The organism is Streptomyces sp. NEAU-sy36, assembly GCF_013423905.1.
Taxonomy (GTDB): domain Bacteria; phylum Actinomycetota; class Actinomycetes; order Streptomycetales; family Streptomycetaceae; genus Streptomyces; species Streptomyces misionensis.
On record NZ_CP058977.1, the window covers coordinates 5,771,264 to 5,786,345 of the forward strand.

The 15,082-nt window shown below is 74.4% G+C and carries 16 protein-coding genes; 8 read left to right on the top strand and 8 right to left on the bottom strand.

The window, feature by feature from the left end; translation table 11 throughout:
- Positions 1–117: 117 nt before the first annotated feature.
- Positions 118–867: a class I SAM-dependent methyltransferase gene (locus HZZ00_RS25220; RefSeq protein ID WP_180328600.1), complete on the bottom strand. Its 750-nt coding sequence runs from the start codon at positions 865–867 to the stop codon at positions 118–120.
- Positions 868–872: 5 nt separating this feature from the next.
- Positions 873–1,178 carry a 4a-hydroxytetrahydrobiopterin dehydratase gene (locus tag HZZ00_RS25225; RefSeq protein ID WP_180328601.1) on the bottom strand — a complete coding sequence of 102 codons (306 nt, stop codon included), beginning with the start codon at positions 1,176–1,178 and terminating at the stop codon, positions 873–875.
- 128 nt (positions 1,179–1,306) lie between these two features.
- On the opposite strand from HZZ00_RS25225, the gene HZZ00_RS25230 reads away from it, so the two are divergent.
- Complete coding sequence (locus HZZ00_RS25230) at positions 1,307–2,134, top strand: helix-turn-helix domain-containing protein (protein ID WP_180328602.1); 828 nt, start codon at positions 1,307–1,309, stop codon at positions 2,132–2,134.
- A 99-nt stretch (positions 2,135–2,233) separates the two neighbouring features.
- Entirely contained in the window at positions 2,234–3,097 is an 864-nt protein-coding gene (locus HZZ00_RS25235) for a helix-turn-helix transcriptional regulator (protein ID WP_180328603.1), read from the top strand.
- A gap of 75 nt (positions 3,098–3,172) precedes the next feature.
- Here the strand turns inward: HZZ00_RS25235 and HZZ00_RS25240 are convergent, their stop codons facing one another.
- From HZZ00_RS25240 to HZZ00_RS25250, 3 genes are all read right to left on the bottom strand, one after another.
- On the bottom strand, positions 3,173–3,598 hold the full coding sequence (locus tag HZZ00_RS25240; protein ID WP_180328604.1) for an OsmC family protein: 426 nt from the start codon (positions 3,596–3,598) through the stop codon (positions 3,173–3,175).
- A gap of 111 nt (positions 3,599–3,709) precedes the next feature.
- Positions 3,710–5,848, bottom strand: coding sequence for an alkaline phosphatase family protein (locus tag HZZ00_RS25245; RefSeq protein ID WP_257585298.1), 2,139 nt, complete (start codon positions 5,846–5,848; stop codon positions 3,710–3,712).
- Between the two features lie 132 nt (positions 5,849–5,980).
- On the bottom strand, positions 5,981–6,412 hold the full coding sequence (locus tag HZZ00_RS25250) for a hypothetical protein (protein WP_070023485.1): 432 nt from the start codon (positions 6,410–6,412) through the stop codon (positions 5,981–5,983).
- A gap of 85 nt (positions 6,413–6,497) precedes the next feature.
- On the opposite strand from HZZ00_RS25250, the gene HZZ00_RS25255 reads away from it, so the two are divergent.
- A complete protein-coding gene (locus HZZ00_RS25255) occupies positions 6,498–7,271 on the top strand; it encodes an MBL fold metallo-hydrolase (protein ID WP_180328606.1) in 774 nt (257 codons plus the stop codon).
- Positions 7,268–7,900, top strand: coding sequence for a DedA family protein (locus HZZ00_RS25260; protein ID WP_070023486.1), 633 nt, complete (start codon positions 7,268–7,270; stop codon positions 7,898–7,900). Before HZZ00_RS25255 ends, HZZ00_RS25260 begins: the two co-directional genes overlap by 4 nt.
- Before the next feature lie 54 nt (positions 7,901–7,954).
- Here HZZ00_RS25260 and HZZ00_RS25265 read toward each other — a convergent pair whose 3' ends face one another.
- From HZZ00_RS25265 to HZZ00_RS25275, 3 genes are all read right to left on the bottom strand, one after another.
- A complete protein-coding gene (locus tag HZZ00_RS25265) occupies positions 7,955–9,052 on the bottom strand; it encodes an MBL fold metallo-hydrolase (protein ID WP_180328607.1) in 1,098 nt (365 codons plus the stop codon).
- Complete coding sequence (locus HZZ00_RS25270) at positions 9,049–10,305, bottom strand: aminotransferase class I/II-fold pyridoxal phosphate-dependent enzyme (protein ID WP_180328608.1); 1,257 nt, start codon at positions 10,303–10,305, stop codon at positions 9,049–9,051. The genes HZZ00_RS25265 and HZZ00_RS25270 overlap by 4 nt, the downstream gene beginning before the upstream one ends.
- A 191-nt stretch (positions 10,306–10,496) precedes the next feature.
- A complete protein-coding gene (locus HZZ00_RS25275) occupies positions 10,497–11,282 on the bottom strand; it encodes a hypothetical protein (protein ID WP_180328609.1) in 786 nt (261 codons plus the stop codon).
- A 308-nt stretch (positions 11,283–11,590) separates the two neighbouring features.
- Here HZZ00_RS25275 and HZZ00_RS25280 point away from each other — a divergent pair, with 308 nt between their 5' ends.
- The 4 genes from HZZ00_RS25280 (at position 11,591) to HZZ00_RS25295 (ending at position 15,053) form a co-directional block, all read left to right on the top strand.
- Complete coding sequence (locus HZZ00_RS25280) at positions 11,591–13,387, top strand: thiamine pyrophosphate-requiring protein (protein WP_180328610.1); 1,797 nt, start codon at positions 11,591–11,593, stop codon at positions 13,385–13,387.
- Positions 13,388–13,477: 90 nt separating this feature from the next.
- Positions 13,478–13,855 carry a DUF2795 domain-containing protein gene (locus HZZ00_RS25285; RefSeq protein ID WP_180328611.1) on the top strand — a complete coding sequence of 126 codons (378 nt, stop codon included), beginning with the start codon at positions 13,478–13,480 and terminating at the stop codon, positions 13,853–13,855.
- Positions 13,852–14,562 (top strand): diguanylate cyclase, encoded by a 711-nt coding sequence (locus tag HZZ00_RS25290; RefSeq protein ID WP_257585301.1) that lies wholly within the window; start codon positions 13,852–13,854, stop codon positions 14,560–14,562. The genes HZZ00_RS25285 and HZZ00_RS25290 overlap by 4 nt, the downstream gene beginning before the upstream one ends.
- Positions 14,511–15,053, top strand: a complete 543-nt coding sequence (locus tag HZZ00_RS25295; protein ID WP_070023493.1) for a type 1 glutamine amidotransferase domain-containing protein — start codon at positions 14,511–14,513, stop codon at positions 15,051–15,053. Before HZZ00_RS25290 ends, HZZ00_RS25295 begins: the two co-directional genes overlap by 52 nt.
- Positions 15,054–15,082 lie beyond the last annotated feature (29 nt).

Below are 15,082 nucleotides of genomic sequence, written 5' to 3' on the forward strand. Positions count from 1 at the left end.
AACCTCTCCCCTGGCCGGATCCGGACCCCGTTGACGGCCCTCTTACGGCGGCGCGGCTCGCCTTGACGTGTCTCTTACGGCGGCCGGGCGACGCACCGGCCGAAAAAGGTGATCTGGTCAGTCCACGACCGGTTTGCGGAAGGCGCACAGGGTGAAGAGCGGGTCCGGGCGGGGCCGGTCCTGGTCCGGGAGCCCGGCGAGACGGGCGGCGTAGCACTCGGTGCGGGGGTCGTCGGGGGGCAGCCGGGTGAACCAGCCGCGGCGCAGGTCGGCGATGGCGCCGCGGGGACTGCGGCCCTGGCCGACGCCCCGGAAGACGGCCCGGCCCGCGGGGGTGAGCCCGTGCCGGGCGGCGTACGCGGTGACCTTGCCCGCGGCGTCCTCGGCGGGCCGTACCGGGCGGTCGGCGAGTACGGCGTCGATGTCGCTGCCCACGTCGTGGGCGGCGGCTTTGTCGACGGTGGTGACGTACATCCCGCCGGGCCGCAGGACGCGGGCGCACTCGGCGACGATGGCGCGCACGTCGCCGGGGTCGTCCGGCAGGTGCAGCAGCCAGATGCTGGTGACGGCGTCGAAGGTGGCGGCGGGGAACGGCAGCCGTCGGCTGTCGGCGCGGACGACCTTGCCGGGCAGGCGGGCGGTGGCCATCCGGGTCATGGCGGGGGCGAGGTCCGCGCCGGTCACCCGGAGCGCGGGGCGGCCCGCGGCGATCTCGCGGGTGACGATGCCGGTGCCGCAGGCGAGGTCGAGGAGGCGGCGGGGACCGTCGGGTATGAGACCGAGGACGGCGGCCGCGGCGGCTTGGGCACGGGCCTCGCCGCCGCGGGAGGCGTCGTAGGCGTCGGCTTCCTTGTCGTAATCGAGCACGGCCCTCAGTGTGCGCCGTGGCCCGGGGCGATGTCCTCCACCTTGCGGGCGAGCGTGAAGTCCTTCTCGGTGAGGGCTCCGCCGGCGCTGTGGGTGGTGACGGCGAGGGCGACGCTGTGGTAGCCGAGGGTGAGGTCGGAGTGGTGGTCCAGCTCGTCCTGGATGCGGGCGATGTGGACGACCAGGGCGGCCGCGGCGAAGTGCGAGGCGAGCCGGTAGGTGCGGGTGAGCCGGCCGCCGTCCGCGGACCAGCCGGGGAGTTCGGCGAGCCGCTCCTCGATCTCCTTCTGCGACAGCGGTTCGACGGCCATGGTGCGGTCTCCCTTCGGGAAGGCACGGGACGGAATCCAGCCTGCCACGCACGGCCCCGGGTCACCCGGGCGACGCGGCCGCGCACGGCCGGTCGTTGTGGTGACCGCTTCTCGTTTAGGGTCGGGGCATGACCATGGTCGCCGCCGAAGCCTCCGTGTCCACCGCCGTCGACGGCAAGGGGGTGGGACAGCTGCTGCGCGCCTGGCGGGAGCGGCGCCGTCTCTCCCAGCTGGAGCTGGCCCTGCGGGCGGACTCCTCCGCCCGGCACATCTCCTTCGTGGAGACCGGCCGGTCCCGGCCCAGCGAGGAGATGGTGCTGCGGCTCGCCGAGCACCTGGACGTGCCGGTGCGGGAGCGCAACGCGCTGCTGCTGGCCGCCGGTTACGCCCCGCGCTATCCGGAGACGCCGTTGGACGATCCCGCGCTGGACGCGCTGCGCGACGGGATGGAGCGGCTCATCCAGGGCTACGAGCCGTATCCGGCGCTGGTGGTGGACGCCGGGTACACCGTCGTCGCCGCCAACCGGGGCATCGCGATGCTGCTCGACGGGGTGCCCGAGAAGTTGCTGCGGCCGGCGCCGAACGCGATGCGGCTGACCCTGCACCCCGAGGGCCTCGCGCCGCGGATCAGGAACCTGCGGGAGTGGCGCGGGCATCTGCTGGCCCAGATGGAACGCCAGCTCGCCCTGCACCGGTCGGACCAACTCCGCGCGCTGTACGAGGAGGTGACGGCGTATCCGGTGCCCGAGGACGCGCCGGGCGAGGAACCGGACGAGCCGGTGCCGTACTTCGCGCTGCCGATGCGGATCGAGCACGAGGGCCGCGTCCTGTCCTTCGTGTCCTCCATCTCCACCTTCAACACCCCGATGGACATCACCGTCGCCGAACTGGCCATCGAGACGTTCCTGCCCGCGGACGCCGCCACCACCAAGTACCTGCACACGCTCGTGGGTTGACCATGCTGTGATCCTTTCGTGCGGTCGATCTGCTGTGCGATCCGGTCCCGCGTGACAGACTGCTGCGCGCGTAAGGCGGCGCACAGGGGAGGGCGTGGCGTGAGTGAGCGGCGGGCTGCGCCCACCGTGGGCCAGGTGGTGCTCGGCAAGCGGTTGCAGGTCCTGCGGGAGGCCGCGGGGCTCGGCCGCGAGGAGGCCGCCCGGGTGCTGCGGGTGGCGGCGGCGACGGTACGGCGCATGGAGACGGCCGAAGTCGCCCTGAAGATCCCGTACTTGCAGGTGCTGCTGGACACCTACGGGGTGCCGCGGGAGGAAGCGGCCGCGTTCGTGCGGCTGGCCGAGGAGGCCAACCAGCCGGGCTGGTGGCAGCGGTTCCACGATGTGCTGCCGGACTGGTTCAGCCTGTACGTCAGCCTGGAGGGCGCCGCCCGCATCATCCGCTCCTACGAGCCGCACTTCGTGCCCGGTCTGCTCCAGACGGAGGCGTACGCGCGGGCGGTGCTGGAGGCGGGGACGATCGGGCAGACCGAGCCGCACGCCATCGAGCGGCATGTGTCGCTGCGGATGGAGCGGCAGCGGCTGCTGGAGCGCGAGAATCCCCCGCATCTGTGGGTGGTCATGGACGAGACGGTGTTCAGGCGCCCGGTGAGCGTCTCCCCCGATGTGCTGCGCGACCAGCTGGACCGGCTGCTGGAGTACGCCGGACGGGACGGGATCACGCTCCAGATCGCCGAGTTCGCGGCGGGCCCGCATCCGGGGACGTACGCGCCGTTCACGCTGTTCCGGTTCGCCGAGCCGGAGTTGCCGGACATGGTGTTCACCGAGTACCTGACCGGCGCCCTGTACCTGGACTCGCGCCAGGAGGTCGCCGCGCACCTGGAGGTGCTGGACCACATGACGGCCCGGGCCGCCTCGGCGCGGCGCACACGGGAGATCCTGCGGGAGTACCGCGCCCGGCTGTGAGGGCCGGCGGCGTGCGGCCCGGGGGGCGCCGGTGCCGCGCCCCGGAGCGGGGCGCGGCACCGAGGTCCCGGCGGATCAGGCGAGTTCCGCGGTGAGGGTGATGGTCGTGCCGGCGAGGGCCTGGCTGACCGGGCAGTTCTTCTTGGCGTCCTCGGCGGCCGACTGGAAGCCCTGCGCGTCCAGGCCGGGCACCTCGCCGCGCACGGTGAGGTGGATGCCGGTGATGCCCTCGCCGGGCTGGAAGGTGACGTCGGCCTTGGTCTCCAGCCGGGTGGGCGGGGTGCCGGCGCCGGCCAGGCCGTGGGAGAGGGCCATGGAGAAGCAGCTGGAGTGGGCGGCGGCGATCAGTTCTTCGGGGCTGGTCTTGCCGTTGGCCTGCTCGGCGCGCGACGGCCAGGACACCGGCTGCTCGCCGATGCCCGAGGAGTCGAAGGTGACGACGCCCTTGCCCTCAAGAAGGTTGCCTTCCCAGACGGTGTGCGCGGTGCGCGTGGTAGCCACGATGGTTCCTTTCACGAGGGATCGCTCCCGTTGCCGGGTGTCCGTGGTCCCTATCCGATCACATCCGGGCGGCGGACGCGGGGGGTTGGGCGGTGGCACGGCCACGCGTCGTCAGGCCGCCCGTTCGTCCCGCGCGTCCTCGTCGGGTACGGCGGTGAGCGGGACCTCGGGGCCGGACAGCTCACCGAGCCAGCGGCGCAGCACGTGGTGCACCTGCTCGGCGCCGGTCAGCCGCTCCCCGTCCGGGGCCGGCGCGGACAGGTCCACCGGCGAGAGCAGGAACGGGCGGGACTGCGCTCCGCCGAGCCCGCCGTGGGAGCCGATCTGCTCCTCGAAGGCGAGGACCTCGCCGTCGGCGGGATCGTATGCCGAATTCACCATGATGTCGGCGGTGTGCGGGAACGCGTGGGTACGGCGTACCGCCTCGACGGCTCCGGGGCCGAACCGCTCCAGCGGCCCCGGGTCGCGGTCGAGACGGGCCAGCGGGATCTCGGTGCCGTGCGGGCCCAGCACCACGCCGCCGTGTTCCGCGCTGGCCACCAGCAGGAAGCCGATGCCGGGGTGGTTGGCGAGGGTGGTGAGCAGGGCGGGGTGACGGGCGTCGATCTCCTCCTTGGTCATGCGGTGGCGCACGTCGGGGAAGGAGATCAGCCCCAGGTTGCCGGAGGCCAGCACGACGGGCTCGCTGTGCCGGGCGGGCCGGTGCTGCTCTCCCCCCTCCTCCACGGGCCGGTGCAGGGCGGCCCGCACGGCGGCCCGGGCCTCGGCGCCGCTGTGGGTGCGCTCGGCCCGGCGCGGCACGTGCAGCCCGCAGCCGGCCCGTACGAGGTCGGCGAGGGTGAGTCCGTAGCGGGACCGGAAGGTCTCGCCGGGGCTCTGCCCGTGGTCGGACAGGACGACGATGCGGTACGGGCGCGGGGCGTGGTCGGCGACCCGTTCGAGCAGGGCGAGGCAGCGGTCGAGACGCCTGAGGACCTTCTCGGCGTCCCGGCTGTGCGGGCCGGAGTGGTGGGCCACCTCGTCGTAGGCGACGAGGTCGGCGTAGACGGCGGTGCGTCCCGCGAGCATGTCGCCCATCACCGCGGCGACCACGACGTCCCGCTCGACCACGGTCGCGAAGGCGCGGACCAGGGGGTAGAGGCCGCCGCGGGAGACCCTGGGGCGCTGCTTCCGCAGCCGGGCGCGGGTGGACTCGCCGATCTCGCGGACCACCTCGGCGATGAAGGAGAGGGCGGTGCGGACGGCGTTGGCCGGGTCGGAGAAGTAGGCGAAGTAGCCGGCGCGGGAGCGGTTCTCCCGGCCGCGGCGGCGGGCCGCGATGGACAGGACGAGGGCCTGTTCCCCGGCGCCGCCGCTGAAGAGGTTGCCGCGGCTGGCGCCGTCCTCGGTGAGCAGCCCGCCGTCGCCCGTGTGCGCCACGGCACGCCGCTGGAGCTCGGCGGCGCTGGTCGGCCGGTTGCACACCATCACCTCGCCGCGGTCCTTCTCGTACCAGCGGAAGGCGGGCACGTCGAAGGTGCTGCCGTGGAGGATGCCGAGTTGGCTGGCGCCGGTCTGGCTGGACCAGTCGGTGTGCCAGGGGGTAAGGCGGTGGGTGGGCCGTGGACCGTCGGCGGTCGGCAGGAGGTCGGCCGGGTCGGGGGGTGACCCGTCACCCCCCGCCAGCCACCGCCCCACCGTGGGCATCACCCCCCTGCCCACCGCCTCCCTGAGCACGTCGTGTCCCACCCCGTCGAGCTGGAGGAACACCAGCCCGGGCGTCACGGGGCACGGCGGATCGGTTCTGCGCCTGTGGCGGCGCGTGGCGAGGCGGTGCAGACGGCGCCGGTACGCCTCGTCGTCGCGCACGGCGAGGGCACCACCGGTGGCCGAGGCGACGGCGGACATCACGGCGGCCACGATCACCGCGGTCTCCGGCGCGGCCGCGCCCCGCGCGGAGGGGTTGAGGCGCAGGGCGACCAGCAGCAGGGAGCCGTTGAGGAAGAAGACCAGCAGGCCGAGGACGAGGGCCGGGACGAGCAGCAGCAGCCGGACCAGCAGGGGCCACACCACGGCGGACAGGATGCCGAACGCGCCGGCGCCGCACGCGGCGGTGAGGGCGATCCGGGTGGCGCTGTCGCCGTCGGCGGACTGGAGCCGGAAGTCGGGCAGCACCAGCGCCAGGAGGAGCATGGTGAGGGTGGAGACGGCCCACACGGCGACGCTGCGCCCGATCTGACTGGCGATCCGCCGCCACCGTACGCCCCGCACTGCCGCGCTTCCTCCGTTCCGGCCCTCCCCCACCCTGCGGCGCGGGATCCTGCGCCCGGTTCGCTGGGGCGACCGGGCCGGCATCCACCTTGTCATACCGGTCGGGAACGGCCCGGACGGGTCACCGCGTGGTCACCGTCCGTCGTAGCCGGCGGTCGGCATGGACAGCCGACGGTGCACACGGGCCTTCATCTGCGCGTCGTACGACGGCTCGGCCCGGCCCACGGTCACCACGCGCACACCGCGCCGCGCGCACTCGGCGGTGAACTCCTCCACGGAGGACAGGGCCCGGCGCAGCACCCGCAGGCTGGGGGCGACGAACACGTCCACGCCGGGGCGCACGCCGTCCCACAGGGCGCGGTGGTCGAAGCGGAGCCCGCCGACGAGGAGTTCCCGGGCGACGACGTAACCGTGTTCGGCGGCCCAGCGGGCGCACATGGCGTGCTGGGTGCGGGAGTCGACCAGGAAGGGGTCGTCGTCGAGCTCCTCCAGGGGGGTCAGGCTGGCGATGGCGATGACCCGTGACGGTGTGCGCGCGCCGAAGGCGCCCCGCGGCTGTCCCATGGCGTCCCCCCTCACCTCCGGTTTTCGCCGCCGACCCTACTCCTGCACGTAGGCTTCGGGGAGTCGCGCGAAGGAGGCGAAGAAGGTGCCGGTGGAGATCACCTGGTGGGGTCATGCCACCTGCACGGTGGAGGATTCGAACATACGGGTGCTCACCGATCCCCTGTTCGCCCGTCGTCTGGCGCACCTGCGGCGCAGGCGCGGCGCGCTGCCGTCCGAGGAGGCGCGGCGCGCGGATCTGGTACTCGTCTCCCACCTGCACGCCGACCATCTGCATCTGCCCTCGCTGGCCGCGCTCGCCCCGGGCACGCGCCTGCTCGTGCCCCGGGGCGCGCGTCGCGCGGTACCGGGCGTGCGCCGGTTGCGGCACCTGCGCATCACCGAGGTCGCTCCGGGCGACGGGATACGGGTCGGGGAACTGCTGGTGCGGGTGGTGCCGGCGCTGCACGACGGGCGGCGGCTGCCGGTGGGGCCGCACCGTTCGCCCGCGCTGGGCTACGTGCTGGAGGGCGAGGCGCGGACCTACTTCGCCGGGGACACCGGGCTGTTCGACGCGATGGCCGAGCGGGTGGGTCCGGTGGACGTGGCGCTGCTGCCGGTGGGCGGCTGGGGGCCGTACCTCGGCGAGGGGCACCTGGACGCGGGGCGGGCGGCCCAGGCGCTGGCCCGGCTGGCACCGCGGGCGGCGGTCCCGGTGCACTACGGGACGTACTGGCCGATCGGTCTGGACGCGGTGCGGCCGCACGAGTTCCACGCGCCGGGCGACGAGTTCGTCCGGCTGGCCGGCGGGGCCGCGCCGGACGTGGCGGTGCACAAGCTGGGGCACGGGGAGAGCGCCCGGCTGGAGGTCGCGCGGTGACGTGGCTTCCCCCGGCCGCGGCGCTGGCCGCGGCCGCGCCCTCGGTCGTGCCGCCGGAGTCCACGCAGCAGGCCATCGGGTATCCGTCGCTGTTCCTGCTGGTGCTGATCGGCGCGCTGGTGCCGGTCGTGCCGACGGGGGCGCTGGTGAGTTCGGCGGCGGTGGTGGCGTTCCACCAGACGGCGCCGTTCGCGCTGGCGCTGGTCTTCGGTACGGCGTCGCTGGCGGCGTTCCTCGGGGACGCTGCGCTGTACTGGCTGGGCAGGCGAGGGATGCGGTCGCGGGGCGGCTCGCGGTGGCTGGAGGCGATACGGTCGCGGGCGCCGGAGGAGCGGCTGGCGCAGGCGCGGGGGAAGCTGGCGGAGCACGGGGTGGCGGTGCTGGTGCTGTCCCGGCTGGTGCCCGCCGGGCGTATTCCGGTGATGCTGGCGTGTCTGATGGCGGACTGGCCGGTGCGCCGGTTCGTGCGGGGCAATGTGGCCGCGTGTCTGGCGTGGGCGGCGACGTACCAGGTGATCGGCATCCTGGGGGGTTCGCTGTTTCCGGAGCCCTGGGAGGGCGTGGTGGTGGCGGTGGCGCTGACCGTCGTGATCAGCGCGGTGCCGGGGGTCGTGCGCCGGTTCCGGTGAGGTCTTCGCGTACGGGACCGTGGTGACCGGTCGCGGACTCGCCGAGCAGGCGCGTCAGTCCAGCGTTCTGGAAGCGCCCACCGGCAGGTCCCACAGGTCCGCCCGGTCGAGTCCCGCCTTCTCCCAGGCCGTGCGCACCCGGGTGAGCGGCTCCAGCACCGGTTCCGCCGAGAGGACGAAGGTGGCCCAGTGCATGGGGGCCATGCGGCGGGCGCCGAGGTCGAGGGTGGCCTGGACGGCCTCCTCGGGGTCGCAGTGGACGTCGCTGAGCCACCAGCGGGGGTCGTAGGCGCCGATGGGCATGAGGGCGAGGTCGATGCCCGGGTAGCGGCGGCCGATGCGGGAGAACCAGTGGCCGTAGCCGGTGTCGCCCGCGAAGTAGACGCGCCGGCCGCCCGGCACGGTGAGGACCCAGCCGCCCCAGAGGCTGTGGCAGGTGTCGGTCAGGGTGCGCTTGGACCAGTGGTGGGCCGGCACGAAGTCGAAGCGGACCCCGGCGAGTTCGGCGCCCTCCCACCAGTCCAGCTCGGTGACGCAAGTGAACTCGCGGCGCCGGAACCAGCGGCCGAGCCCGGCGGGTACGAACACCGGTGTGTCGCGCGGGAGTCGGCGCAGGGTGGGAGCGTCCAGGTGGTCGTAGTGGTTGTGGCTGATGACGACGGCGTCGACCCGGGGCAGGTCGTCCCAGGGCACGCCGACGGGGGTGACGCGGGCCGGGGTGCCGAGGATGCGGCGGGACCAGACCGGGTCGGTGAGCACGGTCAGACCGCCCGCCTGGACGATCCAGCTGGCGTGGCCCGCCCAGGTGACGGCGAGGGTGCCGGCGTCCACGCGGGGCAGCGGCGCGGGCTCGTACGGGAGCCGGGGGATGTCGGCGAGTCCCTCCGGGCCGGGGCGCACGGCGCCCTCGCGGGCGAAGCGGGCGAGGGCCTTGAGCCCGGGCAGGGGCGCGGTGAGCCGGTCGTGGAACGTGCGCGGCCACACCCGGGGTTCGGCCAGCGGGCGGGGCTCGGCCAGCGGCGGGAAGGGGGGCGCGCCGAGGGTGGCCGGGGCGGGCGCCGGGGCCGGGCCGACCGCCGTGGGTGTCGTGGGAGCCGTCGCGGGGTCGGGGGCGGTCGGGGGCGTTCCGGGCTCGTGCGTCTGCTGCGTCATCGAGGAGGCTCCCATCGCTGAGCGTCGTCGCGGAGATCGTCGAAGACCGATTTCAGGGTGATCAACGAGCTGTGCGTCTGCGGCAGTTCTTCGGGTGCGGGAGCGGTGAGGCACTCCGTGCGCTCCTGCGCGGAGCCGCCCAGCAGGGGCGCGGTGGCCAGCCGTACGCGCAGGGCCGCGAGGTCGTCGCCGAAGCGGTGGCCGCCGGGCGCGGGCATGCCGAGCCGGGCGGTGAGCAGTTCCTCCAACTCCTGCGCGTCGCCGACGCCTTGGGCGGCGAGGGGTTCGCGCAGCGGGGCGAGGTCGGCGTAGAGGTGGCGGCCGGCCGCCGGGGGGCGGGCGAGCGCGCCGGCCGCGGTGACCGTGGCGTGCGCGGCGGCGGCCAGGCGGGCGTGCAGCCGTACGGTCGCCGCGCGGCGTTCGGTGACCGGCGGGGGTTCGTCCATGGCGTAGCAGGCGGCCGCGGCGACGGGGGCGGCGAGGCGGGCGCCGAGCGCGGTGAGGATGTCGAGGACGCGCGCGTGCAGGCGTCGTCCGTCGTCGGTGGCGGGGAAGCGGGCGACGGCGGCGGGCCAGCCGGGCGGCAGCAGGGCGCCGGCCAGGTCGGTGACGACGACGACCCGGTCCGGCCACATCTCGGCGGGGCTGAGCAGGACGGTGCCGTGCGTGTCGTGCACGGTGTCGCGCCAGGTCTCGTCGCTGACCAGGTACAGGCCCTCGGTGGTGGCGGCCTCGACGGTCTCGTGCAGCAGTTCGGGCGGGGCGACGGTGCCGGTGGGGTCGTCGGCGACGGACAGCACCAGCAGTCTGGGGTCGCCGCCCTCGGCGCGTACCCGGCGGACGGTCTCCAGCAGCGCGTACGGGTCGGGGACGCCGCCGCTCTCGGCGGGCGTCGGCACGTGGAAGACGGGCCGGCCGAGGACCCGGGCGTAGGGGGCCCACCAGGCGGCGCACGGACGCGGGACGAGGATGTCGGCGCCGTCCTTGGCGAGCGCGGCGGTGAGGGCGAGGAGCAGGGCGGGAGCGCCGGGTCCGGCGGCGATCCGGTCCGGGCCGCAGGGCAGGGCGCGGCGGGTCCAGTAGCCGCAGGCCGACTCCAGCAGGGCGGGGGCGCCGCCGACGGGCTGGGCGTCTGCGCGGCCCGCCGCGGCGGCGACCACGGCGGCCAGTTCGGGGAGTACGGGCAGTCCGTCGCCGGGCGGCGGCGGGCCGTAGCGGACCGGGCCGTGGCCCTCGGGGTCCGTCCGCCGCATGTCCGCCTCCGCGCAGTCCTGGTGCCGTCTGCCGTGCCGTCCCGGGGTGCCGCCCGGTGCGTGTCCCGGCCGTGCCGGACGATGCCCGAGGGGTGTCGATCGGTGGGTGGGTCTGTTGGGTCGGGTGGTGTCCTCCGGTTGGTGTGTACCCGCTGGACGGACGTCCATGGGCCGGACGGGAGTTGTGCGGATCACACGTCGGCGGGCCGGGCTCCCCGACCGGTGCGGACGCGTCCGTGGACGCGGTAGCCGGCGCCCGCGCAGCCGGCGGCGATCAGGACGCCGCCGGCGACCAGCGTGGGGACGGATGCGCCGAAGCTGCCGCCCGTGCCCGCGGCCACGCCGTGCCGCGTCCCGGCCGGGACGCAGTCGTCGCCGCCCTCGTCGCCTCCGCCTGCGCGGGGTTCGCGGCAGGAGTCCTCGTCGTCCGGGCAGCCGCCGCGGGCGCACTCGCGGTCGTCGTCACCGCAGGCGCCGTCGCCGGCCCCTGCCCTGCTCCCCTCCCCGCCCCCCGCGCACTGCCGTTCGTCGTCGGCGCACTGCTGTCCCGCCCGGCACCCGTCCTGCCCGTCGCAGTCCTCCCCCGCCCGGCACCGGCTGCCGGTCCCGGTGCACGACGTGCCCTGCGCGCAACCCTGTTGCGTGTCGCCGCAGGACTTCCCGTCGGCGCAGGCGCGCGTGTCGCCACAGGGCTTGGCCGGGGTGCCGCTCGGGCGGGAGGTGGGCCCGGGGACGCGGTCCGCGCCGTCGCCGGCGGCCGGGGCGGGGCCCGCCTGGGGTGGCCGGGTGGTGCCCGGCATCCGGGGGACCTGGCCGGTTATGGGGGCGCAGTCGGCCGGCCCGGTGCCGGCGGTGGGCGCGGCGGGGGCGGCGGACCCGGTGCCGGGGCTGGGGGCCGCGGCGCCGGCGGGCCCGGCCAGGGCGAGCGCGGCGCCGGCGAAGAGGGCGACGGACAGGGCGCGGGCGGTGCGGCGCATGACAAGGGCTCCTCGGCGGACGGGCGGGCTGACGGTCGTACGGGCGGGGCGCCGGTACGGCAGTCGGCTGGGGCGGTGCACGGCGGCGCCCGCGGCTGCGGGGCCGTGCCCCTCGCAGTCATCACAGCCCGCCCCGGCGCCCGGCGCGCGCGGCCGGGCCCCATTCGCGGGACACGGGCGGCCGGCCGGGTGACGGGAGCGGACCGGCGGGGGTCCCCGGGCCGAAGGAGGTTTTCCGGCCTCCGCACAGGTCACTCGACAGGAACTGACCGGATCGTCCGCTTCGTACCCCATCGGGGAGGTCCTTCATGAGCACGAAGGTGTCCGACCACGTCCTGGAACGTCTGCGCGCCTGGGGTGTGGACCAGGTCTTCGGCTACCCGGGCGACGGCATCAACGGACTGCTCGCCGCCTGGGGCCGCGCCGAGGACAAGCCGCGGTTCATCCAGTCCCGGCACGAGGAGATGTCCGCGTTCGAGGCGGTCGGGTACGCGAAGTTCAGCGGCCGCCTCGGGGTGTGCGCGGCGACCTCCGGACCGGGTGCGATCCACCTGCTGAACGGCCTGTACGACGCGAAGCTCGACCATGTGCCGGTGCTGGCGATCGTCGGGCAGACCGACCGGACCGCGATGGGCGGCTCCTATCAGCAGGAGGTCGACCTGCACACGCTGTACAAGGACGTCGCCTCGGAGTTCGTGGAGACGGTGACGGTCCCCGAGCAGCTGCCGAACGTGCTCGACCGGGCGATCCGAACGGCGTACGCCCGGCGCTGCCCGACCGCGCTGATCATCCCCGGTGACGTGCAGGAGCTGGACTACTCGCCACCGACGCACGCGTTCAAGATGGTGCCTTCCAGCCTCGGCGCGAGCGAGTGGACGGCGACCCCGTCGGACGACGCGGTGCGCCGGGCCGCGGACGTGCTGAACGCCGGCGACAAGGTGGCGATCCTGGTCGGCCAGGGCGCCGCCGGCGCGGTCGCCGAGGTGCGGGAGGTCGCCGAGCTGCTCGGTGCGGGCGTCGCCAAGGCGCTGCTCGGCAAGGACGTGCTCAGCGACGACCTGCCGTACGTCACCGGGCCGATCGGGCTGCTCGGCAGCAGGCCCTCGTACGAGCTGATGCGGGACTGCGACACGCTGCTGACCATCGGGTCGTCGTTCCCGTACACCCAGTTCATGCCGGAGTTCGGCAAGGCGCGCGCGGTGCAGATCGATCTCGATCCGCACATGATCGGTATGCGGTATCCCTACGAGGTGAACCTGGTCGGCGACGCCAAGGCGACGTTGCAGCGGCTGATCCCGCTGCTGAAGACCGACCGGGGCGGCCGGGAGTGGCAGGACACGATCCGCGCCAACGTGCGGCGCTGGCACGAGACGATGGAGCGGCGCGCCGGACTCGCGGCGGACCCGATCAACCCCGAGTACGTGGCCCGGGCCCTCGACCCGCTGCTGCCGGACAACACGATCCTCACCTCCGACTCGGGTTCGGTGGCCAACTGGTACGCCCGGCACATCACCATGCGGCCGGGCATGCGCGGCTCGCTGTCCGGGACGCTCGCGACGATGGGGCCGGGGGTGCCGTACGCGATCGGGGCGAAGTTCGCGCATCCGGACCGTCCGGTGGTCGCGCTGGTCGGGGACGGCGCGATGCAGATGAACGGGCTGGCGGAGATGATCACCGCGGCGAAGTACCGGGACCGCTGGTCGGACCCCCGGCTGGTGGTCGCGGTGTGGAACAACCAGGACCTGAACCAGGTGACGTGGGAGATGCGGGCCATGGAGGGCGCGCCGTCCTTCCTGCCGTCGCAGGAGATCCCGGACGTGCAGTACGCGGCGTTCGCGCGCACGCTGGGCCTGGAGGGCATCCGGGTGGAGAAGCCGGACGCCGTCGAGGCGGGCTGGCGGGCGGCCCTGGAGGCGGACCGGCCGTGCGTGATCGAGTTCCTGACCGATCCCGCCGTACCGCCGATCCCGCCGCACGCCAGCTGGGAGCAGATGCAGTCCACGGCGACGGCGATCCTCAAGGGCGACGCGGACCGGGGGTCGATGGTCAAGCAGGGGCTGAAGGCGAAGATGCAGGAGTTCCTGCCGGGCCGGAGCAAGCAGTAGACACCGGGCGCGGTCCACGCGGAGCGGGCCCGGTGTCGGTGGGGCCGCACCGGGTACGCGGGTGCGGACGATCTACCCCTGGAGGGAGACATGCAGCGAGGCAGTGACCGGCTGAACGTCCACCGGGACGACGAGATGAAGCACGAGCTGAAGGGGCTGCTGAGGTCAGGGCACCCGACGCGGGTCGAGGAGTGGAACGACCCGGAGCCGGCCGCCGACGACGACCCGGAGGTCACGGGCGGCCCGGTGGGCGGCCTGGGCTCCCCGGCCTCCCTGGAGCGGGTGCGGCTGGAGCTGGCCCGCAGCCTGGGCCGCTCGGCCTTCCCGGCGCGGGCGGGCGAGCTGGCCTCGGCACTGCGCCGGGACAACGCCCCGGACCCGCTGGTGGAAGCGGTGGCGGAGCTGCCGCGCGGCGAGCGGTTCCGCAATGTGCAGCAGCTGGCCGAGGCTCTGGCCGGCGGCGAATGAGGCGGGGCCAGGCGGCGGAGATCGCACGGGGCGCCACGGTGGACGTCGGTGACGTCACCACCCGGTTCCTGCTGTACGGGCTGCTGCCCGGCTGGTTCGCGCCGGGGCTCGCCGACTGGGCGATGCACCGGCGCACCCGTATCGAGGACACGGCGGGGACCAAGGAGTCCCTGATCCACTCGTTGATGATGGCGGAGGTCGGCGTGCCCATCGCGCTGACCCTGCGCTACGAGGTCAATCCGCTGCTGCTGACCGTGCAGCTGGGCGCGGCCGCGGTGCACGAGGCGACCGCCCTGTGGGACGTGCGCACGGCGGTCGACAGCGACCGCGAGGTCACACCGCTGGAGCAGCACATCCACAGCTTTCTGGAGTCGCTGCCCTTCGGCGCCCTGGTGTCGCTGATGTGTCTGCACTCCGATCAGGTGAAGTCGCTGCTGCGCGGCGGACGCGGCGATCCGGACGCCTGGCGTCCGCTGCCGCGCCGGCGCCCGCTGTCGGCGGGCTACCTGGCGGGCGTCGGCCTCGCGATCGGCGTCTGTGTACTGCTGCCGTACGGCGAGGAACTGCTGCGCTGCCGCCGTGCGGACAGGACGAGGAAGCGGCGCTCCCGGGCCGTCGAGGACGCCCGGGGTGCCGGGAAAGGAATACGAGGATCATGCGTATCGCGTTTCTGGTGGCGCCCGAGGGCGTCGAGCAGGTCGAGCTGACCGAGCCGTGGAAGGCCGCGAAGGACGCCGGGCACGAGCCGGTGCTGGTGTCGACCGAGGCAGGGAAGGTTCAGGGGTTCAACCATCTCGACAAGGCGGACACCTTCGACGTGGACGAGGTGGTCGGCGAGACCTCCGCAAACTCGTTCGGGGGGCTGGTGCTGCCGGGCGGGGTGGCCAACCCGGACTTCCTGCGGCTGGACGAGAAGGCCGTGGCGTTCGTGAAGGACTTCTTCGACCAGGGGCGCCCGGTCGCGGCGATCTGCCACGCGCCGTGGACGCTGGTGGAGGCGGACGTCGTACGGGGCCGGGTGCTGACCTCGTGGCCGAGTCTGAAGACGGACATCCGCAACGCGGGCGGCACCTGGGTGGACGAGCAGGTCAAGATCTGCGACCACGGATCCAACCAGCTGGTGACCAGCCGTAAGCCGGACGATCTGGAGGCGTTCTGCAACGCCTTCCTGCATGTGTTCGCCGGAGAGGCCGGCTGAGGCGTACGGAGCGGCCGCAGGCGGTCGCA

Excerpts from the sequence above, each read along its gene's own strand:
- HZZ00_RS25250 (WP_070023485.1), bottom strand. The coding sequence starts at position 6,412 with ATGGGACAGCCGCGGGGCGCCTTCGGCGCGCGCACACCGTCACGGGTC.
- HZZ00_RS25275 (WP_180328609.1), bottom strand. The coding sequence starts at position 11,282 with ATGCGCCGCACCGCCCGCGCCCTGTCCGTCGCCCTCTTCGCCGGCGCC.
- HZZ00_RS25280 (WP_180328610.1), top strand. The coding sequence starts at position 11,591 with ATGAGCACGAAGGTGTCCGACCACGTCCTGGAACGTCTGCGCGCCTGG.
- HZZ00_RS25225 (WP_180328601.1), bottom strand. The coding sequence starts at position 1,178 with ATGGCCGTCGAACCGCTGTCGCAGAAGGAGATCGAGGAGCGGCTCGCC.
- HZZ00_RS25295 (WP_070023493.1), top strand. The coding sequence starts at position 14,511 with ATGCGTATCGCGTTTCTGGTGGCGCCCGAGGGCGTCGAGCAGGTCGAG.
- HZZ00_RS25230 (WP_180328602.1), top strand. The coding sequence starts at position 1,307 with ATGACCATGGTCGCCGCCGAAGCCTCCGTGTCCACCGCCGTCGACGGC.
- HZZ00_RS25270 (WP_180328608.1), bottom strand. The coding sequence starts at position 10,305 with ATGCGGCGGACGGACCCCGAGGGCCACGGCCCGGTCCGCTACGGCCCG.
- HZZ00_RS25290 (WP_257585301.1), top strand. The coding sequence starts at position 13,852 with ATGAGGCGGGGCCAGGCGGCGGAGATCGCACGGGGCGCCACGGTGGAC.
- HZZ00_RS25285 (WP_180328611.1), top strand. The coding sequence starts at position 13,478 with ATGCAGCGAGGCAGTGACCGGCTGAACGTCCACCGGGACGACGAGATG.
- HZZ00_RS25265 (WP_180328607.1), bottom strand. The coding sequence starts at position 9,052 with ATGACGCAGCAGACGCACGAGCCCGGAACGCCCCCGACCGCCCCCGAC.